This is a genomic window from Paracidovorax oryzae ATCC 19882 (genome assembly GCF_000687165.1).
Lineage (GTDB): Bacteria > Pseudomonadota > Gammaproteobacteria > Burkholderiales > Burkholderiaceae_C > Paracidovorax > Paracidovorax oryzae.
Map to the genome: position 1 here is coordinate 33,654 of NZ_JMKU01000011.1, position 25,296 is coordinate 58,949.

Here is a 25,296-nt window from a genome sequence, read left to right on the forward strand (position 1 = left end):
CGGCGCCGCCGTGCGGTGCCTGCAGGAAAAAGGGCCGGGGCGCCCGCCGGACCGCCATCAGCCGCCGGTGGACTCGCGCACGATCAGCCAGCGGCCGCCGGTATGCACCAGGTCGAGGGTCTTGCGGCTGTTCACGCTGTACGAGCCGGAGCTGTAGCCCTGGCGGAAGCGTGCCTGGGCCTTGCTGTCCTTGACCGTGACATGCATGTCGCTGATGCTGACGTTGATCTTGGCGCGGCCCACGATGCGGTCGCGGCGTTCCTTCTCCCAGGCGGCACGGCTCTGCTTGCCCGGAGGGGTGAAGGACGGGTCGTAGGCACCGAGGTAGCCATGCATGTCCTGGCCTTCCCAGGCGCTGGCCCAGGCGCGCACGGCGGCCGCGACTTCCTTCTCGGCCGCGGCCGAGGACGATGCCGCAGCAGGCGCCGGAGCAGGGGTGGGCGCAGGTGCTGGAGACGCCGCCGGGGCCGGCGATGCGGCAGGCAGGTTGGCAGGGGCCGGAGCGGGGGGCGTGGAAGGTGCGGGAGCCGGTGCGGCGGCGCGTGCAGGTGCCGGTGCCGGGGATGCCGCCGGTGCCGGAGCGGGCGACGGTGCGGGAGCGCGGGCCGTCGTGGTCGCCACCGGGGTGGCCGATTTCGCCGCGGCGGACTTGCCTGCGTCGCCCGAGAACAGGTCGCGGATCAGGGCCAGCTTGGGGCGCAGCGTGTTGGCATTGGAGGCATCCAGCTGCAGGGCCTTGTTGTAGGCCTGGCTGGCGAGCTTGGCGTAGATGTCGCCCAGGTTCTCGTGGGCCGTGGCGTAGCTCGGGTTGGTGCGGATCGCCATCTCGAGGGCCGTGCGTGCCTTGTCGAGCTGGTTCTGGTTCGCGTAGAGCACGGCCAGGTTGTTGTAGGGCTCGGGCAGCTCGGGGTAGTCCTCGGTGAGCTTGGTGAACGTTGCCACCGCATCCGCCTGCTTGCCCGAATCCGCCTGCGCCACGCCGCGCAGGAAGCGCAGCTGGGGATCACGCGGGTTGGCCAGCAGGCGCTGGTCCGCCTTGGCCAGCGCTTCCTGGCTCTTGCCGGACTTGAGCAACTGCGTGATCTCGGCATAGTCGTCCGCGTGGGCCAGCGGCGCCCCCAGCAAGGCCGACAGCACCAGCAGTCGCAGGAGATGGGGGAGTGGGCGGCGGGCGTGCGTCATGGGTGGTGGCAACGGGTATGAAAGTGTCGATCGGTAACGGGCCTTATACTGCGGCGGATTGTAGCCGAGGGGTTTTGCCATGCCGGTGCGCTGTTGCCGCTCCTGATTCGCGTGTCGCGCAGATGCTGCGCATACCTCGCACGCCGGCCCGTCCGGCGCCACGGTCCGCTGCGGCCGGGGCCGTCGGCCTGCAGTCCAACACCCCCTCTTCACTGATATTCCATGAGTTTGCGCATCTACAACACGCTGTCGCGTGCGATGGAGGACTTTTCCCCGCTCGAACCCGGCCATGTCCGCATGTACGTCTGCGGCATGACCATCTACGACCTCTGCCACATCGGCCATGCCCGCATGATGATGGCATTCGACGTGGTGCAGCGCTGGCTGCGCAGCAGCGGCTTGCGCGTCACGTATGTGCGCAACATCACCGACATCGACGACAAGATCATCCGCCGGGCGGTGGAGCGGGGCATCACCATCCGTGAGCTCACGGACGAGATGACGGCCGCCATGCACGAGGACATCGGCGCCCTGGCGATCGAGCCGCCCACGGTCGAGCCACGCGCCACCGAATACGTGCCCCAGATGCTCGCGCTCATCGGCACGCTGGAGCGCAAGGGCCTGGCCTACCGCGCCGGCAGCGGCGACGTGAACTACGCCGTGCGCCGGTTCGAGGGCTACGGCAAGCTCTCGGGCAAGTCGCTGGACGAATTGCGCGCGGGCGAACGCGTGGCCGTGCAGGACGACAAGCAGGATCCGCTCGACTTCGTGCTCTGGAAGGCCGCCAAGCCCGGCGAGCCGCCCGAGGCGAAATGGGACAGCCCCTTCGGCACCGGCCGGCCGGGCTGGCACATCGAGTGCTCGGCCATGAGCTGCGCCACGCTCGGCGAGAGCTTCGACATCCACGGCGGTGGCGCGGACCTGCAGTTCCCCCACCACGAGAACGAGATCGCGCAGAGCGAAGGGGCCACCGGCAAGCCGCTGGCACGCTTCTGGATGCACAACGGCTTCGTGCGCGTGGACAACGAGAAGATGAGCAAGTCGCTCGGCAACTTCTTCACCATCCGCGAGGTGCTGCAGCAGGTCGATGCCGAGACGCTGCGCTTCTTCATCGTGCGCACGCACTACCGCAGCCCGCTCAACTACAGCGACGTGCACCTGCAGGATGCGCGCGCTTCGCTCAAGCGGCTCTACACCGCGCTCGCCCTGGTCGCTCCGGAAGACATCGGCGCCATTGACTGGGCCGATCCGCATGCGGCCCGCTTCAAGGCGGCCATGGACGAGGACTTCGGCACGCCCGAGGCGGTGGCCGTGCTGTTCGAGCTGGCCGGCGAGGTGAACCGCACGCGGTCCTCCCGCCTGGCCGGCCTGCTGAAGGCGCTGGGCGGCTGCCTGGGGCTGTTGCAGGGGGATCCGCAGGCCTTCCTGCAATGGCGACCTGCAGCAGGAGCAACTCTCACAGCGAGTGGCTCTGTCAGCGTCAAGTTTGAAGCGGAAGTCGTTTACGGACCAAAGCGTATCGACGAACTCATCCAACTCCGTGCAGCTGCCAAGGCAGCGAAGAACTTCGCCGAGGCCGACCGCATCCGCAACGACCTGCTCGCGCAGGGCATCGTGCTCAAGGATTCCCCCTCCGGCACGACCTGGGAGGCCGCGCAGTGAGCCCGAGCCATCCCTTCCGTTTCCCGCACCGCCGGTCTTCTCTCCAGACCCAGACAAGGTAAGCCGTGGCCCCCAGCAAGAAAACAGCGGGGACGGCCGAGCCGTCCACCGCCCCCGGCTACTGGGCGGACGCCTGCCGCCACCTGGTCAAGAAGGACCGCGTCATGAAGCGGCTGATCCCGCAGCTCGGCGACGTGGCCCTCGTCGCCCGCGGCGACGCCTTCACCACGCTGGCGCGCAGCATCGTGGGCCAGCAGGTCTCGGTCGCGTCCGCGCAGAAGGTCTGGGACAAGTTCGCCGCGCTGCCCCGCAGCATGACGCCGGCCGCAGTGCTCAAGCTCAAGGTGGACGACATGCGCGCCGCGGGCCTGTCCGCCCGCAAGGTGGACTACCTGGTGGACCTGGCGCTGCATTTCGACACCGGCCGGCTTCACGTCAAGGACTGGGACGCGATGGACGACGAGGCCATCGCGGCCGAACTGGTCGCCATCCGCGGCATCGGCCGCTGGACGGCCGACATGTTCCTGATCTTCCACCTGGCGCGGCCCAACGTGCTGCCCCTGGACGACGCCACCCTGCTGCAGGGCATCAGCCAGCACTATTTCTCGGGCGACCCGGTCAGCCGCAGCGATGCCCGCGAGGTCGCCGAGGCCTGGAAGCCCTGGTGCAGCGTGGCAAGTTGGTATATTTGGCGGTCGCTCGCCCCCCTGCCGGTGGACTATTGACCGTCCGCCAGGACACTGCGTGCCGCGCGTTCCGCGCGCGCCGAGGCTACAGCCCAAGGAGAAAACAATTGGCGAAAAAGACTTTTCTGGACTTCGAGCAGCCCATCGCCGAGCTGGAGTCGAAGATCGAGGAGCTGCGCTACGTGCAGACCGAGAGCGCGGTGGACATTTCCGAGGAAATCGACCAGCTCAGCCGCAAGAGCCAGCAGCTCACCAAGGACATCTACAGCGAGCTGACGCCCTGGCAGATCACCAAGATCGCCCGCCACCCCGAGCGGCCCTACACCCTCGACTACGTGCGCGAGATCTTCACCGATTTCGTCGAGATGCACGGTGACCGGCACTTCGCCGACGACCTCTCCATCATCGGCGGCCTCGCGCGCTTCAACGGCCATGCCTGCATGGTGCTCGGCCACCAGAAGGGGCGCGACACCAAGGAGCGCGCCGCGCGCAACTTCGGCATGAGCCGCCCCGAGGGCTACCGCAAGGCCCTGCGCCTCATGAAAACGGCCGAGAAATTCCGGCTGCCCGTGTTCACCTTCGTGGACACGCCGGGCGCCTACCCCGGCATCGACGCCGAAGAGCGCGGACAGTCCGAGGCCATCGGCCGCAACATCTTCGAGATGGCGCAGCTGGAAGTGCCCATCATCACCACGGTGATCGGCGAAGGCGGCTCCGGCGGCGCGCTGGCCATCAGCGTCGCCGACCAGGTCGTGATGCTGCAGTATTCGATCTATTCGGTCATCAGCCCCGAGGGCTGTGCCTCCATCCTCTGGAAGACCGGCGACAAGGCCCAGGACGCGGCCGACGCCATGGGCATCACCGCCCACCGCCTCAAGGCCCTGGGACTGGTGGACAAGATCGTGAGCGAGCCCGTGGGCGGCGCGCACCGCGACCACAAGCAGATGGCCGCCTTCCTGAAGCGCGCGTTGGGTGATGCCTACCGCCAGCTGGCCGACCTCAAGCCGCGCGAACTGCTGGACCGCCGCTATGAGCGCCTGCAGAGCTACGGCCGGTTCAACGATACCCGCGCAGAGCGGTGAAACACCCCCCTGAGGCCCTGCGGGCCTTCCCCCCGCTCTCGCCGTGCTGCGCACGGCGGGCAGGGCGGAGTGAGGGCCGCGGCTCCACGCCCGCCTGCGCGGGCGTGGACGGGCCGAACGCCCCTTGCCTCTGGCGAGGGGCTGGACGCTGGTGGCCTGGCAAAGCCAGTTCCACGGCGTCTGCTGGCTTGGCCTGCTCCGCGGCCTTCGGACGGGTAAGGGCGCTTTGGGTTCGGGCGGCGTGGGCCTCCGCTGTCGCATGGGTGGTGGAGATGTGCTTGCCTGCGCGGCCGGTTCATTTCAGCACTGCCGAGCGGGTGGGCTCTAACCGTTCCGCAGACGAGATGGGTTGAGATGTTCGGGGGATTCGTATCCATGCCTGCTGCACGGCCCTTTGGGGCCGTTTTCGTTTTCCCTGGGCGAGAGGCGGCGCGATGACGCTGGCTTTCGATGCGGCCATGGACCGTTTCCGGCCGGCGCTGCCCCTGGGGGTGGCGCTGAGCGGCGGGGCGGATTCGACGGCGCTGCTGCATGCCTGCGCGCAGCGCTGGCCGGGGCAGGTGCATGGGCTGCATGTGCACCATGGATTGCAGGCCGCGGCGGATGGTTTCGAGGACCATTGCCGCGCGCTGTGTGGGCGGCTGGGCGTGCCGCTGCGCATCGCGCGGGTGGATGCGCGCCATGCTGGGGGTGAGAGCCCCGAGGATGCGGCCCGCCAGCGGCGCTATGAATCCCTGCAGGACCTGGCCGGCGGCCAGCAGGGAAGCCCTCCAACCCATCAGGCACGTACGGACGGAGCCCTGCCGGAGAGGGAAGCGGGACAGGGCGGTCCAAGATGCGAAGGGGATCGGGATAGGCCCGCGGTGGCTTCCATTGCGCTGGCCCAGCATGCCGACGACCAGGTGGAAACCGTGCTGCTCGCGCTCTCGCGCGGTGCCGGGGTGGCGGGGCTGGCCGCCATGCCGGCCTTCTGGCGGCGCGGCGGTATCGACTGGCACCGGCCGCTGCTGGAGGTCACAGGCGCTGACGTACGCGCCTGGCTGACCGCGCGCGGCGAGGGCTGGGTCGAGGACCCGACGAATGCGGACGAGCGCTACACCCGCAACCGCATCCGCGCGCGGCTGTTGCCGGCGCTGCAGGCCGCTTTTCCCCAGTTCCGCGACACCTTCGCGCGCAGTGCCTCGCATGCGGCGGAGGCCGCCGTGCTGCTGCGCGAACTGGCCGAGGCCGATCTGCAGGCCATCGGGCAGCCGCCGCGCATCGCCGCGCTGCGCGCCCTCGGCCGCGAACGCCAGGCCAATGCGCTGCGCCACTGGCTGCGCACGGCGCACGCCACCACGCCCACGGCCGCTCAGCTCGGCGAACTGCTCGACCAGATCGCCGCCTGCGCCACGCGCGGGCACCGTATCCGCATCAAAGTGGGACGGGGCTTCGTGGTGCGCCAGGGCGACGAACTCGGTTGGTACAATTGACGGGTTTTGGTCTTCTCTCTCATTCGCACGAAACACGGCGGCGCGCCAAAACACCTCAGCCACAGAGCATAGGGTGCCTACGAGGTCCCGGAGCCTGTGAGGCGCAGGGGGCCTCCCATCCCGCAGGTCCGCTCCTGTGCCTTTCCCTCCTTTCGCGCCGCGGCCTTCGTACCGTCACCCCGGATATCCAATGGCATTGATCGTTCACAAATACGGCGGCACATCGATGGGCTCCACGGAGCGCATCCGCAATGTCGCCAAGCGCGTCGCCAAGTGGGCACGGGCGGGCCACCAGATGGTGGTGGTGCCCAGCGCCATGAGCGGCGAGACCAACCGCCTGCTCGGCCTGGCCAAGGACCTCGCCCCCTCGCGCGCCTCTTCCGCCTACCACCGCGAACTCGACATGCTCGCCGCCACCGGCGAACAGGCGTCCTCCGCCCTGCTGGCCATCGCGCTGCAGGCCGAAGGCATGGAGTCGGTGAGCTACGCCGGCTGGCAGGTGCCCATCCGCACCGACAGCGCCTACACCAAGGCCCGCATCGAATCCATCGACGACCAGCGCGTGCGCGCCGACCTCGCCGCCGGCAAGGTCGTGATCGTCACCGGCTTCCAGGGCATCGACGAGCACGGCCACATCACCACGCTGGGCCGCGGCGGCTCCGACACCTCGGCCGTGGCCGTGGCGGCGGCGATGAAGGCCTCCGAGTGCCTGATCTATACCGACGTGGACGGCGTGTACACCACCGACCCGCGCGTCGTGCCCGAGGCGCGCCGCCTGCACACCGTGAGCTTCGAGGAAATGCTGGAGATGGCCAGCCTCGGCAGCAAGGTGCTGCAGATCCGCTCCGTGGAGTTCGCCGGCAAGTACAAGGTGCCGCTGCGCGTGCTCTCCAGCTTCACGCCCTGGGACATCGACATCGAGGAAGAGGCCCGCTCCGGCACGCTCATCACTTTTGAGGAAGACGAAAAAATGGAACAAGCCGTCGTATCCGGCATCGCTTTCAACCGCGACGAAGCCAAGATCTCCGTGCTGGGCGTGCCCGACAAGCCCGGCATCGCCTACCAGATCCTGGGCGCCGTGGCCGACGCGAACATCGAGGTGGACGTCATCATCCAGAACCTCAGCAAGGACGGCAAGACCGACTTCAGCTTCACGGTGAACCGCAACGACTTCGCGCGCACCGTCGATCTGCTCAAGGAAAAGGTCGTGCCCGCCCTGGGCGCGCAGGAAGTCGTGGGCGACGCCAAGATCTGCAAGGTGAGCATCGTCGGCATCGGCATGCGCAGCCACGTGGGCGTGGCCGCCCGCATGTTCCGCGTGCTGAGCGAAGAGGGCATCAACATCCAGATGATCTCCACCTCCGAGATCAAGACCTCCGTCGTCATCGACGAGAAGTACGTCGAGCTGGCCGTGCGCACCCTGCACAAGGCCTTCGAGCTCGACCAGCCCGCAGCGGCGGCGGCCTGATTGCCCGAAAGCGCCCAAATTTTGGGTTAGAATAGTGGGATTGGAAACGTGACCGAGTGGCCGAAGGTGCTCCCCTGCTAAGGGAGTATGGGGTGTAGAGCCTCATCGAGGGTTCGAATCCCTCCGTTTCCGCCAGGTACAAAAGCCCCAAGCAGCCTCTTTGCTTGGGGCTTTTTCCTTTCCACGTCCAGAAACACGGGCTGCGAACTTCGGGAAGCCATGTCCTGCACGTTCTTATGCGACGGCATCGCCCCGACGCAATGTAGAGAAATCCGACACGCGGGTAGCAATCGTTCGGAACCTCAATGAGCCGCGCCACTGCAAAGTCCCCTCAGGCCAAGACACCGATGGAACTGAAAGTCCTGGGAGGCTTGCTCTTCGCGTGCGCGCTCGGCCTCGCAGCAATGATCCATACCCTGGGTAGGAGGGAGGATCCTCGCTGGAAATGCGTTACCAACGGTCCTCCGCTTCAAACAGTGACCGGTACGGTGCGTATGGCAGGAGGCACCTTCATGCTCGTCAGCGAAAAGTGGAGATCGATCGATTTCGCCTGCGTGGCCAGGAATCGTGACCTCTGCATGAAAACTTATCCGCACCGCGGGCTGCTGGCAAACAGGGTAGGGCACACCATTTCTGCGCAGACTTGCAACGACAGGATTGTCTCGGTCGAACTGGATGGCCGCACTTACAGCACGCTGCGCTGATTTGCGCTGCCAGGCTTTGAAATCGAATCCAGCTTCTTGTTATCGATCGGCCTGTTCGTAGATTCTCCCGGTCGCCCGATTGATCACCGCGACCTTCTCCAGGGCGCCATAGAAAGCGTAGTGCGTATGAATGATCTCGAAGGGTAGTTCTCTGGTGGGTCGCTCTTTTTCAGTAAAACTGAGCAGATAGGGCGGAGCGATGGAGAAAACATACATGCAGCCGATGTCCTTGTCATTGGCTCGCGCTTCAGCAGAGCTCATGGCGACGTTGAAAATGAAAAGGTTGAAATTGTATTCATAGGGTAGCCGGATGTTTTGCGGCTTATCTGGATTTTCCTTGGCGATGCCGGTCGGAGAGTCCTTGAGTGGAAAGACCATGGCATAGATGTCTGCAGATGTCTTGGAGACCTGCGTCTCCGCTCCATAGGCGTTCTGGGCCGTGTAGCTTTCCCTGCGAATGTTTTCTGTGGCGAGTCTCAGGGATTTCAGGTTTCTCGACTCGGCATCGAGATCCTTGATGTTCTGGTAGTTCTTGATGGAACGTGCAAGAACGCTGACCTCATACGCCTGCTTATCCGCGTTATAGGTTTTCTTGCAATTTCCATTCACGGCGATCTGGCCAACCTCTTTCACCCGTCTGGCTACGGAACTCTCGTATTGGCTTCGTTCCTCCGCGGTGGAGAACTGGTCAGGCTTGCCCGGCACCTCCGACAGCATTCTGGTGAGCCAGTCGTGGATTTTCGTGGGCTCATTGGCCTGGTAGGCGGAGAGAGGGAGGTCAGGGTCGTAGAACGTCGGCTTAAACTGGGGCTGAGTTTTCACCGGGGCCTGGACGTGGCCGGGACCCGAGGCTGATGTGCGAAGGGCAGGTTGCGATGGTGGAGACGCGTGTACTGAACCTATCTGCATCGCAAATGCCATCAGCAGGCAATGGGCAAAGTGTTTGTGAACAGGGCGGGCTGAACAGGTGGTCATCAGGCAGATCGTAGCGCCTGCTGCCGGCAGGCTGTAATAGAGCACGGATGGGGATTCTGCCTTGTAGGCTCGACCTTACGGGCACAGCCGGCATTGCCCCGCGACCACCGCCAGGCGCGGGACCTACGATTTGCACCGAGGCATGGAGCTTTTCATCCCTGCCCGCAACCCATCACCGAAAGGACTTCATCATGAACGGCGATCAAATCAAGGGTGCCCTGAAGGAAGCCGCTGGCAAAGTGCAGCAAAAGACCGGCGAAGTGTTCAATAGCCCGGAGCAGCAGGCAAAGGGCATGGCCAAGCAGGTGGAAGGCAACGTCCAGAAGAACTACGGCGATGCCAAGGAAAACATCAAGGACGCCACGAAGTAATACCTCGTGACCCTCAGGCCCCGGCGCGCCGTATGGCGTCCCGGGGCCTTTTCGCGCCCGGGCCTCAGTCATGCAGCGCGGGGCATGCCGAGCCCGCTACGAACCCGCTATCCGGTCGCGCAGCCACTGGTGGGCGGGATCCCGGTGGACCCGTTCCGGCCACAGCATGAGCATGTCGAAGCCGGCGACCTCCAGGGGTGGTTCGACGATCTTCAGCCCCGTGTTGCCGCGGACCAGCCGCGAGGGCACCATGGCCACGCAGTCGGTGCTGGCAAGCACTGCCGCGAGGAACAGGAAATGGGGGACCGACAGCGCTACCCGCCGTTCGAGCCCGAGTTTCGCCAGGGCCGCGTCGGTCGCTCCGTGGAAGCCGCCGCCGTCGGGGGAGACGATCGCATGGTCCAACCGGCAGAACTGCGCCAGGGTAGGGCGGCGCCTGAGCCCGGGATGGCCTGCGCGCCCCGCCAGGACGTAGCGCTCCGTGAAGAGCCGCCTGCGCCGCAGGTCAGGGGGCGCCTGCTCCCCCGTGTGTAAGGCGAGGTCGATATCCCCCTGTTCCGCCTTGGCCGCCAGTTGGGAGGGCGGAACCTGCACGACGGCCAGGCGGCTATGGGGTGCCGACGCGCGCAGGCCGGCCAATGCAGGCAGCAGCACGGCGTGTTCACCATAGTCGAATGCGGCCACGCGCCAGGTCTGGCGGGAGTGCGCGGGATCGAAGGGCCCCGAAGGCGCCACCGCCTGGGCCAGGGCGGACAGGGCATGCCGCAGGGGCTCGCGCAGTTCTTCCGCGCGGGCGGTGGGTCGCATGCCGCGCGAGCCCGGAAGCATCAAGGGGTCCGCGAAGAATTCGCGCAGGCGGGCCAGTTGCAGGCTCACGGCAGGCTGTGATAGGTGCAGCCGTTCGGCGGCCCGGGTGACGTTGTGCTCGACCAGCAAGGCATCGAGGGTGACCAGCAGATTGAGGTCCAGCTGTCGCAGGGAATTGGTCATGCAAATACCAGGAATCCTTGGAATTCATTTCCAATATACCTTGGGTGAACCTATCGTTGCGCCATGAACATTCTCCTCGTCCATGCCCACCCCGAACCGCGCTCGCTGAACGGCGCACTCAAGGATTTCTCGCTCGAGCGCCTGCAGCACGGAGGCCATGAAGTCCGGGTATCCGATCTGTACGCCATGCGCTGGAAGGCCGGCCTCGATGCTGAAGACGATTCCGCCGCGCCGGCCGGCGAGCGTTTCCTTGCAACGGAGCATTCCCTGCGCGCTTTCGAGCGCGGCACGCAGGGCAGCGACATCGCGCGTGAACAGGACAAGCTCCTCTGGGCCGATGCCTTGATCCTGCAGTTCCCGCTCTGGTGGTTCGGCATGCCGGCATTGCTCAAGGGCTGGGTGGACCGTGTGTACGCCTGCGGTTTCGCTTATGGTGTCGGAGAGCACTCGGACACCCATTGGGGCGACCGATATGGAGAGGGGACCCTGGCCGGCAAGCGCGCGATGCTGGTGGTGACGGCTGGGGGGTGGGAGTCCCACTACGGCCCGCGCGGCATCAACGGGCCGATCGATGACCTGCTGTTCCCGATCCAGCACGGCATACTGTTCTATCCAGGGTTCCAGGTGCTGCCGCCGCATGTGATCTACCGCACGGGCAGGATCGACGAGGCGGGCTTTGCACGCACCTGCGACGCGCTGGGACACCGGCTAGACCGGCTCTTCACCGAAGAGCCGATCGCCTTCCGGCGGCAGAACGCCGGGGACTACCGCATTCCGGCGCTGACGTTGCGCGATGACATCCTGCCTGGAGCGTCCGGCCTGGGCATCCACGTATCGACGCCGCAGGATTGACCCGGGCGCAAGGTCACATCGGCAGGTCGGCGAAAGAGGGGGCGGCGGACGCTTCCGCCTTCGCCGGCTGCTTTGCAGGCTGGCGGCTCCAGCGCCGCAGGCCATCGCGGCCCCCGGCGGAGCGCAGCAGCAAGGCGCCGCCGATGGCCGCATGCAGCACGGCGCGCGTACGGCTGCGGGATACCAGGGCCCAGAACAGCAGGCCCGCGCCGGCGATGGCCGCGGCGGCGTGTTCGTTCGGCGCGCTGGCGCGGCTGTCGTCGTAGTCGAGCAGGTGGCGCACGGACTGGCGGAGGTGTTCGTTCTGCATGGCGTGGTGTTCCTTGGCTGGACAAGCGAAAAAGCCACCTTAGGTGACGCGCGGTGCCGGCGGCGTCGGCCTGAATGCCGTGGCACCGTAGGCGGCGGCGAGCGTGCATGCGGAGCGCGGCTGCGTCCCACGAAAAAAGGCCAGCCGGGCGTCCCCGGTTGGCCTTGGATGCGGTGCCCGGCCTGCAGGGCCGGCTTGGCGTGCCGCTACCGCTCAGCGGTCGTTCTTGTGGCTTTGGCGACCCGCCTGGGCGTGCTGCTCGCTGCTGCCGCCGCGCGTGCCGCCACTGTTCTGGCTGCCGCCGCTGCTGTTCTGCTGGTTGTTGTTGCCGCCCCCGCCGTGGCTCATGCTGCCGGCGCGGCGTGCTTCCTCGGAGTTGAACTCGTGGGCATTGCCGCTCGCGTGCGCTGCGCGTCCGCCTTCGGCGGCGATTTCGCGTTGGCGCTCGGGGTCCATGCCGGCGAATCCGCGGCCGGAACCGCCACCCTGGTTGCCTTGGTTGTTGCCTTGGTTGCCTTGATTCGATGCCATGTGATTTCTCCTTTGGAACATAACGAATGGTGAGTCGGATGTGACCGCGCAGTGCAGCGCTGTCGATGAGGCAGGGGGCAACGGACATGCCATTCGCTGCACCGGCAGCACGGCATTAAGCGGCCTGCGGGGCTGCGTGGCCATGGCCTGTTACGGATGCGCCGAGGGAAGTGCCCCCGGTTGCATGGAAACGAAACAAAGGGTTTTGCCGGGCTGCAGGTGTCGGCTCCGGCTGCACGCCAGCGGTGCGGTGCCGTTGCGTGCGGCGGGTTGTGGCTGGTCATTTCTTCACGCCGTGCCGGATTTGCGGCAATGCTTGCAAAACCCCATCCGCGGGGGCCGGCGGCCGCAACGCGGCCCTGGTGTAACGCGGGCCGTATCCTGCGCTGCTTCCTACGCGGCGTGCCGTGGTGGGCGCGAATCATGGATCGCTCCCTTTCCCACGATGAACAGCACGCAACGCAAGGAGTTTTCATGGAAGCCACCACCACGGGTATGAATCGCACGGGCGCTTCGGCGTCGCCGGCCGGTGCGCAGGCGATGGAGGAAGCCGTCGAGCGCTACTCGCCGCCCGGCCCCATCGATCTGTCGCAGAGCAGGGAAGTGCGCCTGCTGTATGCACAGGAAGCCGGGCCGCTCGGCACCGTGCCGCCACCCACGTCGCTGGGAAGCATGGTGCGCACGGGGGTGAGCAAGCTCATGGGCGAGCACCCCGAGATCCTCATGGACAAGATCGGCGAACGCATCGCCTTCGAGCGCGGCGGCACGCGGCTCTACGACGCGCTGATGGTGAAGTACCAGTCCGCAGTGAATGCCGGCGCGAAGATTCCCACACCGGCGGACGCGGTGAAGGCGGCAGGCGGCACGGACGATGTCGCGCTGCAGGCGGACGCCTCGGCACTGGCGACCCTGCAGCGCATACGCGCGGAAGAACTGCAGCACTTCCAGATGCTGTGCGATGCCATGCGGCAGCTCGGCGGCGACCCCACGGCGCAGACGCCGTGCGCGGACGTGATCGCCACCGCGTCGATGGGATTGATCCAGGTGGTGTCGGATCCGCGCACGACGCTGGCGCAGGCGCTGTCGGCCATGCTGACCGCGGAGCTCACCGACAACGCGGGTTGGGAACTGCTCATACAGCTGGCGGAGCAGGCCGGCGAAACGGACCTGATCAGCGAATTCGCCCAGGCACTCACCGAGGAGCAGCGTCACCTGGTCACCGTGCAGGCCTGGCTGCAGGCCCTCGTGGTCTCAGGTCCGCTGCCCAGCGATGCGGTGTGAGCGCGCCACTCCCGATTTTTCCCCGCGCTTTCTTCCCCGGCTTTATTTCCCAAAGGACAACCCATGACGATCCATCTTTTCCAGGACAAGGGCACCGCCCTGGAGCGCCAGCGCCTGAGCTGGAAGGACATGGTGGGCAAGCCCATCAGCAAGCTCGACGACGATGCCTTCACGCGCGTGCGCGCCATCCTCATGAACGGCGTCGAGCTCGATGCGCTGCGCACCAAGCAGGTCCTGCTGCGCATGAACGCCGACGCGCGCGTGCAGATCGCGCAGCTCATGCGCGTGGAGCAGCACCAGGCCACGACGATCAACTGGCTGATCGGCGCCGACCATTCGCCGCTGGAGACCACGATCGGCTACGAGCAGACTGCCATCGAGGTCACGGCATCGGTCGCCCAGCTGGAGCCCGACGGCTATCTCGCGCAGGGCTACCGCTACGCCCTGCTCGAGGATTTCGACCATCTCTACCGCTACAGCGCCCTGCTGGACCGGCTGGAGGGCAAGGACGCCAACAACATCACCCAGGGCTACACGGACATCGTGCCGTCGCGCCCTACGTGGGTGCACCACCGCGCGCCGGAGCACGACCTGCTGGAGCCCTACGGGCCCGGGGCCGCGCTGGCCACCAAGCTGCACGCCCTCACGCTGACGGGCGGCGAGTACCAGACGCACGACTACTACATGAATATCGGCCCGCTCTTCTCCGACCCCGTGGCGCGGCAGCTCTACGCGGAGATCGCGTCCGTGGAGTCGCAGCACATCACGCACTACGGCTCGATGCTCAACCCGCACGAGACGCCTCTGGAGAAGCTGCTGATCGCCGAGGCCTGCGAGGTCTGGAACTACGCAGGCTGCGCGCAGCAGGAGAGCAATCCCCGCGTACGGGCGATCTGGGAGATGTTCCTGGACTATGAGCTGGGACACTTCCAGGTGGTGCAGGAACTCTTCAAGCGGCTGGAGCGGCGCGACCCCGCCGAAGTGCTCGGCGACGGCGCACTGCCGGCCTTTATCAAGTTCGAGAGCCACCGCGACTACCTGCGCCAGGTGGTGGACGCTGAAACCGACTATCGCAAAAACGGCACGCAGTTCGTGCAGACGCCGCAGGAAGAGGGCGAATCCTCGCTGGCTTACCGCGAAGCGGTGAACCAGGACGGTTCGCCGTCGCGGGCCGCGTCCGCCTCGTATGCCTGGACGGCAGGGACCGAACTCGTGCGTGAGGCCGAGGCGGTGGAGGTGGTGGCTGCCGCGTAGATGCCGCGCAGTGGTGCGGACCGCGCAGGTGCTACGCGCGGGACCGCATGTGCGCCTGGATGAGGCGCTGCAGTTCGCGCACGTCCAGCGGCTTGACCATGTAGGCGTCGAAACCGGCCTCGCGTGCCTGCTCGCGGTTGTGGTCCTGGCCCCAACCCGTCGCCGCCACCAGCAGCATGCGCGCGCCGGCCGGACCGGCGCGCAGCGCCCGCGCCACCGAAATACCGTCGAGCCCCGGCATGCCGAGATCCAGCACCGCCACATCCGGGGCCAGTTCCCGCGCCTTGCGCAGCGCCTCGTGCCCGTCGGCGGCGGTGGCCACGGTGCAGCCCTCCAGCAGGTGCGAGATGGACCAGGTGACATCGACGTTGTCATCCGCCAGCAGGACGCTGGGCACGGGATCGCTGGTGCTCACGCCGTCGTCCGGCGCATGTGCGCGGGCTGCGCCATCGGAGGAGCGCTGGGCAGGCAGGGGCAGCTGCACGGTGAAACGGCTGCCCTGGCCGGGCCCTGCGCTTTCCCCGCGCACCGTGCCCTGGTGCATTTCCACGATGTTGCGCACCAGGGCGAGACCGATGCCCAGGCCCTGGGTGTGCCGCATGCCGGCATCGGGGCTTTGCGAGAACATCGTGAACATGTCGTCCACGGTCTCCGGATCCATGCCGATGCCGTTGTCCTCCACGCGCAGGTAGATGGAGCCGCCTTCGGTCCAGGCCGACAGCCGGATGCGGCCGTGGTCGGGGGTGTACTTCGCCGCGTTGCTCAACAGGTTCGCGAGCACCTGGGCGATGCGCACCGGGTCCGCGAGGAGCATGACGGTATCTGCAGGAAGTTCCTGAACGAATTCGTGGCCCGCGGCGCGGATGGCACCGAGCGTGGCTTCCAGGGCCGCTTCGACGATCTCGTCCAGGGGGACTTCGCGCTGCTGCAGCACCATGCGGCCCAGCCGCAGCCGGGACAGGTCCATGAGATCGTCCAGCAGCACGGCCATGGCGCGCGCCTGCCGCTGCACGATGCGCGCTGCCTGGTCGCGGTCGCCCGGGGGGGCGCCTTCGGTGGCCAGCACCGCGGATGCGCCGGCAATCGACGCCAGCGGGTTGCGCAGCTCGTGCGACAGCACCGCCAGGAAACGGTCCTTCGTCGCGTCGGCCGCCTGCAGGGCTGCGCGGGCCTCCTCGTTCTCGCGCAGCGCCTTGAGCAGGTCGGCCCGGCTTTGCTCGAGTGCCTGCTGGCTCGCGCGCTGGTCGCTCTGGTCCCGCAGGATCTTGACGAAACCGATGACCGTGTCCGCGTCGTCGTGCATGGGCATGAGCGCGCCGCTGGCCCAGAAGCGGCTGCCGTCCTTGCGCTGGTGAAGGCGGTCGTCGAGCGCGCCGCCCGTGGCCAGTGCCGTGCCCGTTTCGGAAAGCGGCGCCCCTGCGGCCCGGTCTTCCGGCGTGAAGATCATGTCCGCGAGCTGGCCCACGGCCTCGTTCTCGCTGTAGCCGAGGATGCGCTCCGCCCCGCTGTTCCAGGTCGTGATGCGGCGGTCCAGGTCGGTGGAGAAGATGGCGTATTCCACCGCGTTCTCGATGACCAGCCGCAGGCGTTCGGTGCTCTCGCGCAGCGCATTCTCGGCACGCTTGCGTTCGCTGATGTCGTTGCACACCACGATCGAGGCCGTGGGGCCGCCGTGCGCATCGGCCAGGTAACTCACGCTGTTGTGCAGCCAGAGCGTGCTGCCGTCCTTGCGCAGGCACCGCTTCTCGATGTGGAAGGGCTCTCCATGTTCGGCGAGGCGCCGCATGAGGTGGGCGCTCAGCTGGCGGTCCGCCGGATGGATCAGGTCGAGCAGCTGCGTGCCGATCAGTTCGTCGTGCCCGTAGCCCAGCATGTGGCTGTAGTGGCGGTTGACGAAGGTGATGTGGCCTTCGAGATCGGTCTGCACCACGCCGACCACTGCCTGGTTCACGATGGCGCTGAAGCGGTCCTCGGAGCGGCGCAGCGCCTCCTGGCCCTGCTTGCGCTCGGAAATGTCCACGAAGGTCAGCACCACGCCCGCGATGCGGTCGTCCAGCGTCCGGTAGGGCAGCATGCGCACGAGGTACCAGTTGCCGTCGCTGGCGCCCACCTCGCGCTCCACCAGTGCGAGGCGTTCGAGCACTCTCCGGGCGTCTTCGGAAAGTTCGGGGTACTGCAGCTGCGTGCGCAGGTGGGACAGCGGCCGTCCCACGTCGGTGGCGATGAGGTTGAAGAGGGTGACGGCCGACGGCGTGAAGCGGGTGATGCGCAGGTCGCGGTCGAGGAACACCGTGGCAATGGCCGTGGCGTCCATCAGGTTCTGCATGTCGCTGTTCGCATGCCCCAGCTCGTCCACCTTGCTCTTGAGCTCGTGGTTGACCGTCGTGAGTTCTTCGTTGATGGACTGCAGTTCTTCCCGGTTGGTCTCGAGTTCCTCCGTCGCGGAGCGCAGCTCCTCGTTCATCGCCTGCAGCTCTTCGTTGCTGGCCCGCAGCTCTTCCGTCGAGGCTTCGTATTGCTCGATGGTGCTGCGCAGTTGGGGGTTCAGCAGTTCCAGTTCGCGGTCCAGCTGTTCCGCAGCCGTGTCCTGGGGCACCTCGGCGGCCAAATGAGGAGCCGCGGGCAGTTCGGGCAGCGTCTGCAGCAGGACAAGCGAAAGCCCCGGCCCGAGTTCCGGCACGGGCCGCACCTCGGGCGCCACGCGCACGCTGCCTCCCGCCGCGTCCACCGGTGTCGCCGCCAGCCGCATGGGCTGGCCGGTGCGGCCCGTGCGGTAGAGCGCCGCCCGCAGCTCGATGCGCAGCGTGGGGTGGATGAGCCGCATGAGGTTGCGCGAAGGCTCGCCGCCGTGGAAGACCAGGAAGCGGCCCGCCGAAGGCGACATGTGCAGGATGTTCTGCTCGCCGTCCACGAGGATGGAGGGCGGCGCGAGTTGCTCCAGCAACCGCAGGTGGACTTCGCCCCAGGGCAGCGCCTTCTCTCCGGCAGCCCGCGCGGGCGGGCGCTCGGTGTCCGCGAAGTAGGGGACCATCGCGCCGGCATGAACGACGGGCCCCTGGTGGGCCGCGTGCTGCGCATGCAGCGCCACGGCGGCCGGCGCCAGGCCCCCGGGCAGCAGCAGGTCCGGGTGCGCCGAGGTCTGGTGGCCGTACAGGCGGTGCAGCTTGTCGATCACGGAAAACCGTGTGTCACCGTCGTCCACGGATTCGGCGGACCCGAGGAACAGCAGCTTGCCCGGCAGCAGGGCGAAGTGGAAAGTGTCCAGCACCCGGTGCTGGGCCTCCCGGTTCAGGTAGATGAGCAGATTCCGGCAGGAAATGAGATCGAGCCGCGAAAAAGGTGAATCCCTGAGCAGGTCGTGCACCGCGAACAGCACGCTTTCGCGCAACTCGCGTCGCACCCTGTAGCCGCCGCGTTCGCGCACGAAGAAGCGCCGCAGCCGTTCGGCAGACACGTCGCTCTCGATCGCCGCGGGATAGAAGCCATCCCGCGCCGCGCGGATGGCGGCGTCGTCCAGGTCGGTGGCGAAGATCTGCAGCACGGGTGCCGTGTCGAGCGTCCGGGCGTATTCCGCCAGCAGCATGGCGATGGAATAGGCTTCCTCACCCGTCGCGCAGCCCGCCACCCACACGCGCAGCGTGTCCGCGCCGGTCTTGCCCTGGAAGAGCTGCGGCAGGTGGCTTTCCAGCGCCGCGAACGCGACGGGATCGCGGAAGAAATTGGTCACGCTGATGAGCAGGTCCTGCAGCAGCGCCCCCGATTCGCCCGGCCGGGTGCGCAGGCAGTCGAGGTAGCCGGACATCGTGCCAATTCCGTTCACCTGCATGCGGCGCCCCACCCGCCGCACGACCGTGGCGCGCTTGTAGTCGCCGAAATCGCGACCGGTGCGGTGGCGCAGCAGCGCCAGGACTTCGCGCAGCGCGGCCTCGTCATCGGCCGCATCGCCACCCGAGGCCGGCGGTTCGGTGCCGTGCGGCGGCGCCAGGTGCAGCCGGGGGGCCATGCGGTGGTATTCCATCACCCGCGCGGCCATCTGGGCCGCAGGCAGCACCCAATCGATCATGCCGGTGGCGATCGCCGATCCGGGCATGCCGCTGGCGTAGGCCTCTCCCGGGTCCTGGGCGATGGTGAGGCCGCCGCGCTCCTTGATCCGCTTGATGCCGATGGCCCCGTCCCCGTCCGCCCCGGACAGCACGATGGCCGTGGCACGCGTGCCGTGCGAGTCGGCCAGGGTCCGGAACAGCAGGTCCACCGCCACATGCTGCTGCCGGTCCGGCGGCAGGGGCGCGAGTGCGATCTCGCCGTCGTGGACCTCCAGCACCTTGCGTGGCGGCACCACATAGACGGTGTCCGCCTCCATGGTCACTGCACCGGTCACCTGCTGCACGCGCAGCTTCGTGGCACGCTGGAGCAGCTCGGCCAGCATGCTTTCATGGTCCGGAGACAGGTGGAGCACGACCACGAACGCCATGCCGGGGGAAGCCGGCATCGCGGCGAAGAAATCACGCAGTGCCTGGATGGCGCCCGCCGATCCACCCAATCCGACCACCGGCAGTTCGGTGTCGCCGGATGCGGCGCAGCCGTTTGCCGCACCGGCCTCGGCCTCCTCGGCAGGGCCCGGGGTGATCTCGTCCATCTCTTGTCCTCGTGAGGGCGCACCTCGGTGCGTGGTATGCGGCTGGGGCGACGATGCTAGCGCAATCCGCGATGTCGGCAGGCCAAAAAACGGGATGGCGATACAGCCTGCTCATCCGTATGCGCCCACGGGAAATTTTTACAGGCACCGGGTCTCGCCGTATCTGCAAAATTGTCAAAAACGGTCTCAGTCGCAGGCATGCCGTTTGCCCCCGTCGTAGGCATGGAGACCCAAACGACGCCCCGTTCCCTGGACGCGTACTCCCACGCGCCCGCTTCCACCGTTCCCGTGGCCCGCGAACCCCTGCGTTACCGCGAGCATGCGGGGCGGAGGGTGGGCATCCTGGTGTGGCCCAGCGGCGATGGCTGGCGCGGTGCATGGTCGATGGGCAGCGGTGCCTGGTATGCGGTGCGCGGGCGTTGGGGCAGCGAGGATCTCGCCGCCGAGAAGACTTTCCTCGCAGCCCGTTCCTCCCTGGGGCAGGATGGCCTGCGCCGCCGCCGGCCGTCCGCACCACCGGCGCATCGCCCGCCCACGCTGTGCGGGGGGGAGGGCGGGGAGACCGGCGAGGGCGGCCAGGCGCCTGCGTTGCGCGCCGCGTCCGAGCAATGGAACGAGTTGCGCCGCGACTGGCAGACGGCCGAGATGCATCTGGCCCGGCGCCAGTCGGCCATCTGCCTGGGCGAGGGTTCCGCAGAGCATCCGGAAAACGCCAAGAGCCTGCGCGATCTCGAGCGGGAAGCCGAAAGCGCGCGCCAGCGGATGGATGACTATCTCAACGTCGTTCTGCGCATGCTGAGGCCACAGGCGGGCAGCGGAACGTCCTGAGCCGCCAGCCGCCTTTTGCCGTCGCTCACTCGTCGATCGCCGCGCTCCAGCGGCTGCCCCAGTCGCGGGCCTGGTCGATCTCGCGCCGGTCGCGCTTGGTGGGGCGGCCTTCCTGCAGCGTCGCCGCCGGCTCGGGGGCCAGCCTGCGCATCTCGGCGGCCTGCGCACGAGCGTCGATGCTCTCGGCCGTTTCTTCATACAGCTGTTGCGCGACCGGCGCCGGGCCGCGCATGGCGCTGAGCCCGCGCACGACGACCGTGCGGGGAACCTGGCCCTGGCGCAGCGCTACGGTATCGCCGCTGCGCAGTTCCCGCGACGCCTTGGCGGCCTGCCCGTTCACCGTCACGCGACCCTTGCCGATTTCTTCCGCCGCCAGGGCCCGCGTCTTGTAGAAGCGCGCACACCACAGCCATTTGTCCAGGCGCATCGATTCGGGAGGGGTCATGGCGGCATTTTCCCAGAGATCCGCGGTGCCCCGAACCCGGCAGGCCACCGTTCGGCGAAGATGGCTGACACGGTTTCCGCCCGGCGGTGGCGAGACTGGCCGGCATCGCCTACCAGCTGCCGGCCTGCCGGCCTCGTGCCATGCGCTCTTTCCTGCATCCCTTTGCGCTCCGAACCGCCAGCCTCGTCCGGGTGGCCGCGCCCCTGGTCGCCGTGGCCGCGCTGGCCGGCTGCGGCGATACTGCCCGCCTGCCTGCGGAGGCGGGCATCGGACCGCGGCCCACGCTGCCGGAACCGAACCCATCTCTGATTCCCACCGTGCACATCGCGCCCGCCAAGGGATGGTCGGACGGGGGCGCGCCGCAGCCGATGGCCGGCCTGTCCGTGACACCGTTTGCCCGCGGGCTCGAACATCCCAGATGGGTGATGGTGCTGCCCAATGGCGATGTGCTCGTGGCCGAGAGCGACAAGCCTGCGCCCGAAGGTCCGCCACCGGACGACGGATGGGTCAGGAAGGTGCGCAACTGGGTCATGGGCAAGGTCATGGCCCGGGCTGGTTCCGGCAACCCATCGGCCAACCGCATCACGCTCCTGCGCGATGCCGACGGGGATGGCGTGGCGGAAACGCGCAGCGCGTTCCTGCAGGGGCTGAATTCTCCGTTCGGCATGGCGCTGGTCGGCGGCGACCTCTATGTCGCCAATACCGATGCCGTCGTCCGGTTCCCCTATGCCGAGGGCCAGACCGCCATCACGGCCGCGCCGGCCAAAGTGGTGGACCTGCCCGCGCGGCCGCTCAACCACCACTGGACCAAGAACCTCATTGCCAGCCCCGACGGCGCGAAGCTGTATGTCACCGTCGGCTCCAACAGCAACGTGGGCGAAAACGGCATGGAGGCTGAAGCCGGCCGCGCAGCCATCTGGGAGGTGGACCGAGCCACGGGCGCGCACCGCATCTTCGCCAGCGGCCTGCGCAATCCCAATGGCATGGGCTGGGAGCCGGTCTCCGGCACGCTGTGGACCGTGGTGAATGAACGTGACGAAATCGGCAGCGACCTGGTGCCCGATTACCTCACCTCGGTGAAGGACGGCGGCTTCTACGGCTGGCCCTACAGCTACTGGGGCGGAAACGTGGATACGCGCGTCAAGCCTCCCCGGCCGGACCTGGTCGAGAAGGCCATCGTGCCGGATTACGCCCTGGGCAACCACGTGGCGCCGCTGGGCATGGCCTTCGCCGGCACCGGCGGCCCGGCCGCGCAACCCGTGGCGCCGCAGCTCGCGCAAGGCGCTTTCATTGGCCTGCACGGCTCGTGGAACCGCAAGCCGCGCAGCGGCTACAAGGTGGTGTTCGTGCCATTCAGGAACGGCAAGCCCGACGGCATGCCCCTGGACGTGCTGACCGGATTCGTGAGCGGCGATGGCGACGCCTGGGGCCGGCCCGTGGGCGTGGCGCTCGATGCGCGGGGCGGCCTGCTCGTGGCCGACGACGTCGGCAATACCCTGTGGCGGGTTGCGGCGGCGCGGCCGTGACAGTCGTGGAGGTGCGACTTTCTCACCCGTCCTTCATCACTTGCCGGATCGACAGCTCCACCGCTTCATGACCGGTTCCGATAAGTTCGGATCGTATTCCACTGTGCAGGCTATCACCTCCACCGGCAACGCCCGGGTGGCGATGGCGGAAGTACCTCCATATTCACAGGCTACCCAGTAGGGTTGTTCGCGGCGCTCCAGTTTCCAGGTGGCGGTCGGTGATTTTCCCCTCTTGCTTTCCTTCGTAGGGACCAACTGGGCTTTCTGCTCGGGCGGCCCCGCAAAGAACGACACCGTCACCAACGGGTGGCTCTTGCGAGTGCCTTCGGCCTGCCAGCCAGGCTCCGCGACGTTATCCGGCGTTTGCCGTACGTGCAGTTGCGCCGGGCATTGCATCGACGGTAGTGCTTCCTGGCCGGCATTGACAGCCTGCGCTGCATGTACTGAACCCCCGATTAGAGCGACGGAAACTGCGGCGAGCAGGGCGGGAAGAGCGTGCATGTTCTTTCTTCAATGCGAGCGGATGGGGACCAGGACTGGTTGCGATGCGGCATCTTATGCACAACGGAACCCCGAACTGGATTTCAACCGCTCTACCGCTGCATCTGTAGTGGCGGCAGCACCAGGGCGCGTGTCTCCCTGAACCTCCGCCCTTCCTCCACCAGCCAGTCCCGCACGCGCAGCATGGCCGGCCCCGCCTGGGGTGAGCTCACGAAGGAATAGCGTGCCCGGGAAAGCGTGCTCCACGAGCACAGCGGCACCAGGCGGCCTGCCGCCACATCCTCGAGCACGAGTGCGGCGCGGCCCATGGCGATGCCCTGGCCGGCAATGGCCGCTCCCACCGCCAGTTGGGAAAGGTTGAACTGGGGGCCGCCTCCCCAGTCCGGGCATGGTGCGCCCTGCGCAGCGAACCAGTGCTGCCACTCCTCGAACGTATCGGCCCCTTCCCAGGCACTGCCGTCGTGCAGCAGCCATTCCGGTTGCAACCTGGCCGGGGCATCCCGCAGATCCGGGTGGGCCGCGATGAAGGCGGGGCTGGCCACGGGAACCAGCCATTCGTCGAGGAACCCGGTGGCCTCCAGGTCGGTGTACTCCCCCGGGTCGAAGCGAACCGCGGCCTCGACCCCATCGCGCACCATGCGGGTGCGGTCGAGGCGATGGAATTCGCCGAACACGCGCAGCCCCGCATCGGGATGCTGCCGGAAGAACCCGCCCAGGCGGGGCGTGAGCCACTGCATGGCGAACGAGGGGGAACAGCTCAGCGTGGCCGCCGCATGCGCCGGGGCCGGGCGCCGCATCTGCGCCAGCGTGTTCTCGATGGCCTCGAAGCTTTCGCGCAGCACCACGGCCAGCCACTTGCCTTCCGGGGTGGGCACCAGTAGCCGCGGGGTGCGCAGGAACAGGGGGCGGCCCAGCCAGTTCTCCAGTTGCTTGACCTGCTGGCTCACTGCGCCCTGGGTGATGCACAACTCCGCGGCGGCGCGGGTGAAACTGCCCTGCCGTGCGGCCGCATCGAAACAGCGCAACCAGGCCAGTACTGAATTGGAAAGGCGTGAATCCATTAATGAAACTAATGCTTCCGTCAATATAAATGCATTGCACGGCCTCAGACACCCGCACAAGAATGCATGCACTGCTTTCTTCTACTTTTGCATGACCGAACCCCATCGTGCCGTACTGCCCGCGGGCGCCGATGCCCAGGAAGCTGCCTTGCAGGCGCTGCGCCGGGCCGATCCCTGCCTCTGGTTCAACCTGCATCGCAGCGCGGACATTCCCGCGGCTTTGTGGGCAGGGGATCGCCACATTAGTCTGCATGATACGCAGGCTGCTGCGGACCGGTTCCGCCGCTTCGCGGGCCTGATGGCCCGGCTGTTTCCCGAACTCGAGGCAGCGGGCGGAATCATCGAGTCGCCGCTGGTCGAGGCGGGCGCACTCCCGGAGGCCATCGGACTGGAGCCTGGTTGCGGCCGGCTGTGGATCAAGGCGGACCACGGCCTTCCCGTGGCGGGCTCGATCAAGGCGCGCGGTGGCATCCACGAGGTGCTGGAATTCGCGGAAGCCCTGGCCCTGCGCGAAGGGCTGCTGTCCGCCGGACAGGATTGCGGGGTGCTGGCAGAGCCCGCTGCACGCGAGGTGTTCGGGCGCCACCAGGTGGCGGTGGGCTCCACGGGCAACCTGGGCCTGAGCATCGGCGTGGCGGCTTCGGCGCTGGGCTTCCGGGCGGCCGTGCATATGTCTGCCGACGCGAAGGAGTGGAAGAAGGAGCGCCTGCGCCGCCGGGGCGTCGAGGTGGTGGAGCACACCGGCGACTACGAGCGCGCCGTGGCGGCGGGGCGCAGCCAGGCGCAGGCCGATCCGTTCAGCCATTTCGTGGACGATGAGCGCTCCCTGTCGCTGCTGCTGGGGTACAGCGCCGCGGCGCTGCATTTGCGGGGCCAATTGGCGGAGCAGGGCATCGCCGTGGATGCCGCCCACCCACTGTTCGTCTATCTGCCGTGCGGGGTAGGGGGAGCGCCGGCGGGCATCACCTTCGGGCTGCGCCAGTTGCTCGGACCGCATGTGCACTGCTTTTTTGCCGAGCCGGTGCAGTCGCCGTGCTTCCTGGTGCAGATGGCCGCACCGCCCGGAACGCACCCGTCCGTGTACGACCTGGGCCTGACCAACCGCACCGAGGCCGACGGCCTGGCGGTGCCGAGGGCGTCGCTGCTGGCGGCGGAACTCATGCAGCCACTCCTGTCGGGCATCTTCACCGTCCGCGACGACACCCTGTTCGAGCACCTCGTGCGGGTGCTGGATGCCACGGGCGAGCGTATCGAACCCTCCGCCGCTGCAGGCTTCAGCGGGCCTGGCTGGCTCGCGGGTTCGGATGCCGGACGCCACTGGCTGCGGGCGCAGGGCCTGGACCGGCACCTGCCGCAGGCCACGCACCTCGTCTGGACCACGGGCGGGCTGTTCGTGCCCGAATCCGAGCACCGGCGCTTCGAGGCCCGCGGCCGTGCCCTGCTGTAGGCCGCCGCCTGAGCCGCGCCGCTTCTGCCCCG

The 25,296-nt window shown here is 67.5% G+C and carries 22 protein-coding genes and 1 tRNA gene; 14 read left to right on the forward strand and 9 right to left on the reverse strand.

Annotated features, from left to right (window positions below):
- Positions 1-57: 57 nt before the first annotated feature.
- The gene (locus T336_RS0110815) at positions 58-1,182 is read right to left on the reverse strand and encodes a tetratricopeptide repeat protein (RefSeq protein WP_019703230.1); all 1,125 of its coding nucleotides are present in this window, start codon (positions 1,180-1,182) and stop codon (positions 58-60) included.
- Between the two features lie 222 nt (positions 1,183-1,404).
- Here T336_RS0110815 and cysS point away from each other — a divergent pair, with 222 nt between their 5' ends.
- The 7 genes from cysS (at position 1,405) to T336_RS26620 (ending at position 8,256) form a co-directional block, all read left to right on the forward strand.
- A complete protein-coding gene (gene cysS / locus T336_RS0110820) occupies positions 1,405-2,844 on the forward strand; it encodes a cysteine--tRNA ligase (protein ID WP_026432555.1) in 1,440 nt (479 codons plus the stop codon).
- A gap of 65 nt (positions 2,845-2,909) precedes the next feature.
- On the forward strand, positions 2,910-3,569 hold the full coding sequence (locus tag T336_RS0110825) for a DNA-3-methyladenine glycosylase family protein (RefSeq protein ID WP_013595209.1): 660 nt from the start codon (positions 2,910-2,912) through the stop codon (positions 3,567-3,569).
- A gap of 68 nt (positions 3,570-3,637) precedes the next feature.
- Complete coding sequence (locus T336_RS0110830; protein WP_013595208.1) at positions 3,638-4,612, forward strand: acetyl-CoA carboxylase carboxyltransferase subunit alpha; 975 nt, start codon at positions 3,638-3,640, stop codon at positions 4,610-4,612.
- A gap of 434 nt (positions 4,613-5,046) precedes the next feature.
- Complete coding sequence (locus T336_RS0110835; RefSeq protein ID WP_026432556.1) at positions 5,047-6,084, forward strand: tRNA lysidine(34) synthetase; 1,038 nt, start codon at positions 5,047-5,049, stop codon at positions 6,082-6,084.
- A gap of 190 nt (positions 6,085-6,274) precedes the next feature.
- Positions 6,275-7,552 (forward strand): aspartate kinase, encoded by a 1,278-nt coding sequence (locus tag T336_RS0110840; RefSeq protein ID WP_019703227.1) that lies wholly within the window; start codon positions 6,275-6,277, stop codon positions 7,550-7,552.
- 42 nt (positions 7,553-7,594) lie between these two features.
- Positions 7,595-7,687 (forward strand) — tRNA-Ser (locus T336_RS0110845).
- A gap of 212 nt (positions 7,688-7,899) precedes the next feature.
- Positions 7,900-8,256 carry a hypothetical protein gene (locus T336_RS26620; RefSeq protein WP_156957837.1) on the forward strand — a complete coding sequence of 119 codons (357 nt, stop codon included), beginning with the start codon at positions 7,900-7,902 and terminating at the stop codon, positions 8,254-8,256.
- 39 nt (positions 8,257-8,295) lie between these two features.
- Here T336_RS26620 and T336_RS0110855 read toward each other — a convergent pair whose 3' ends face one another.
- The gene (locus tag T336_RS0110855) at positions 8,296-9,276 is read right to left on the reverse strand and encodes a hypothetical protein (protein ID WP_156957838.1); all 981 of its coding nucleotides are present in this window, start codon (positions 9,274-9,276) and stop codon (positions 8,296-8,298) included.
- 146 nt (positions 9,277-9,422) lie between these two features.
- On the opposite strand from T336_RS0110855, the gene T336_RS0110860 reads away from it, so the two are divergent.
- Entirely contained in the window at positions 9,423-9,602 is a 180-nt protein-coding gene (locus T336_RS0110860; RefSeq protein ID WP_026432559.1) for a CsbD family protein, read from the forward strand.
- Positions 9,603-9,698: 96 nt separating this feature from the next.
- On the opposite strand, the gene T336_RS0110865 is transcribed toward T336_RS0110860, so the two are convergent.
- On the reverse strand, positions 9,699-10,592 hold the full coding sequence (locus T336_RS0110865) for a LysR family transcriptional regulator (protein ID WP_026432560.1): 894 nt from the start codon (positions 10,590-10,592) through the stop codon (positions 9,699-9,701).
- A gap of 63 nt (positions 10,593-10,655) precedes the next feature.
- On the opposite strand from T336_RS0110865, the gene T336_RS0110870 reads away from it, so the two are divergent.
- Entirely contained in the window at positions 10,656-11,444 is a 789-nt protein-coding gene (locus tag T336_RS0110870) for an NAD(P)H-dependent oxidoreductase (protein WP_026432561.1), read from the forward strand.
- A 13-nt stretch (positions 11,445-11,457) separates the two neighbouring features.
- Here the strand turns inward: T336_RS0110870 and T336_RS0110875 are convergent, their stop codons facing one another.
- Both T336_RS0110875 and T336_RS0110880 read right to left on the reverse strand, forming a co-directional pair.
- The gene (locus T336_RS0110875; RefSeq protein ID WP_026432562.1) at positions 11,458-11,754 is read right to left on the reverse strand and encodes a hypothetical protein; all 297 of its coding nucleotides are present in this window, start codon (positions 11,752-11,754) and stop codon (positions 11,458-11,460) included.
- Between the two features lie 213 nt (positions 11,755-11,967).
- Positions 11,968-12,285 carry a KGG domain-containing protein gene (locus T336_RS0110880; protein ID WP_019703221.1) on the reverse strand — a complete coding sequence of 106 codons (318 nt, stop codon included), beginning with the start codon at positions 12,283-12,285 and terminating at the stop codon, positions 11,968-11,970.
- A gap of 474 nt (positions 12,286-12,759) precedes the next feature.
- On the opposite strand from T336_RS0110880, the gene T336_RS0110885 reads away from it, so the two are divergent.
- Both T336_RS0110885 and T336_RS0110890 read left to right on the forward strand, forming a co-directional pair.
- Positions 12,760-13,566, forward strand: a complete 807-nt coding sequence (locus T336_RS0110885) for a ferritin-like domain-containing protein (protein ID WP_019703220.1) — start codon at positions 12,760-12,762, stop codon at positions 13,564-13,566.
- A gap of 63 nt (positions 13,567-13,629) precedes the next feature.
- A complete protein-coding gene (locus T336_RS0110890; protein ID WP_026432563.1) occupies positions 13,630-14,820 on the forward strand; it encodes a hypothetical protein in 1,191 nt (396 codons plus the stop codon).
- A gap of 31 nt (positions 14,821-14,851) precedes the next feature.
- On the opposite strand, the gene T336_RS0110895 is transcribed toward T336_RS0110890, so the two are convergent.
- Positions 14,852-19,456, reverse strand: a complete 4,605-nt coding sequence (locus tag T336_RS0110895) for a PAS domain S-box protein (RefSeq protein ID WP_026432564.1) — start codon at positions 19,454-19,456, stop codon at positions 14,852-14,854.
- A 288-nt stretch (positions 19,457-19,744) separates the two neighbouring features.
- Between T336_RS0110895 and T336_RS0110900 the strand changes: the two genes are divergently transcribed.
- Positions 19,745-20,284: a hypothetical protein gene (locus T336_RS0110900; RefSeq protein WP_244883915.1), complete on the forward strand. Its 540-nt coding sequence runs from the start codon at positions 19,745-19,747 to the stop codon at positions 20,282-20,284.
- 25 nt (positions 20,285-20,309) lie between these two features.
- Here T336_RS0110900 and T336_RS0110905 read toward each other — a convergent pair whose 3' ends face one another.
- On the reverse strand, positions 20,310-20,729 hold the full coding sequence (locus tag T336_RS0110905) for an RNA-binding S4 domain-containing protein (protein ID WP_026432566.1): 420 nt from the start codon (positions 20,727-20,729) through the stop codon (positions 20,310-20,312).
- A gap of 140 nt (positions 20,730-20,869) precedes the next feature.
- On the opposite strand from T336_RS0110905, the gene T336_RS0110910 reads away from it, so the two are divergent.
- Complete coding sequence (locus tag T336_RS0110910) at positions 20,870-22,255, forward strand: PQQ-dependent sugar dehydrogenase (RefSeq protein WP_026432567.1); 1,386 nt, start codon at positions 20,870-20,872, stop codon at positions 22,253-22,255.
- 36 nt (positions 22,256-22,291) lie between these two features.
- On the opposite strand, the gene T336_RS26040 is transcribed toward T336_RS0110910, so the two are convergent.
- Positions 22,292-22,756, reverse strand: coding sequence for an STY0301 family protein (locus T336_RS26040; RefSeq protein ID WP_244883916.1), 465 nt, complete (start codon positions 22,754-22,756; stop codon positions 22,292-22,294).
- 92 nt (positions 22,757-22,848) lie between these two features.
- Positions 22,849-23,817 carry a LysR family transcriptional regulator gene (locus tag T336_RS0110915; protein ID WP_026432568.1) on the reverse strand — a complete coding sequence of 323 codons (969 nt, stop codon included), beginning with the start codon at positions 23,815-23,817 and terminating at the stop codon, positions 22,849-22,851.
- Between the two features lie 91 nt (positions 23,818-23,908).
- Here T336_RS0110915 and dsdA point away from each other — a divergent pair, with 91 nt between their 5' ends.
- Positions 23,909-25,264 (forward strand): D-serine ammonia-lyase, encoded by a 1,356-nt coding sequence (gene dsdA, locus T336_RS0110920; RefSeq protein WP_051647123.1) that lies wholly within the window; start codon positions 23,909-23,911, stop codon positions 25,262-25,264.
- Positions 25,265-25,296: the final 32 nt, after the last annotated feature.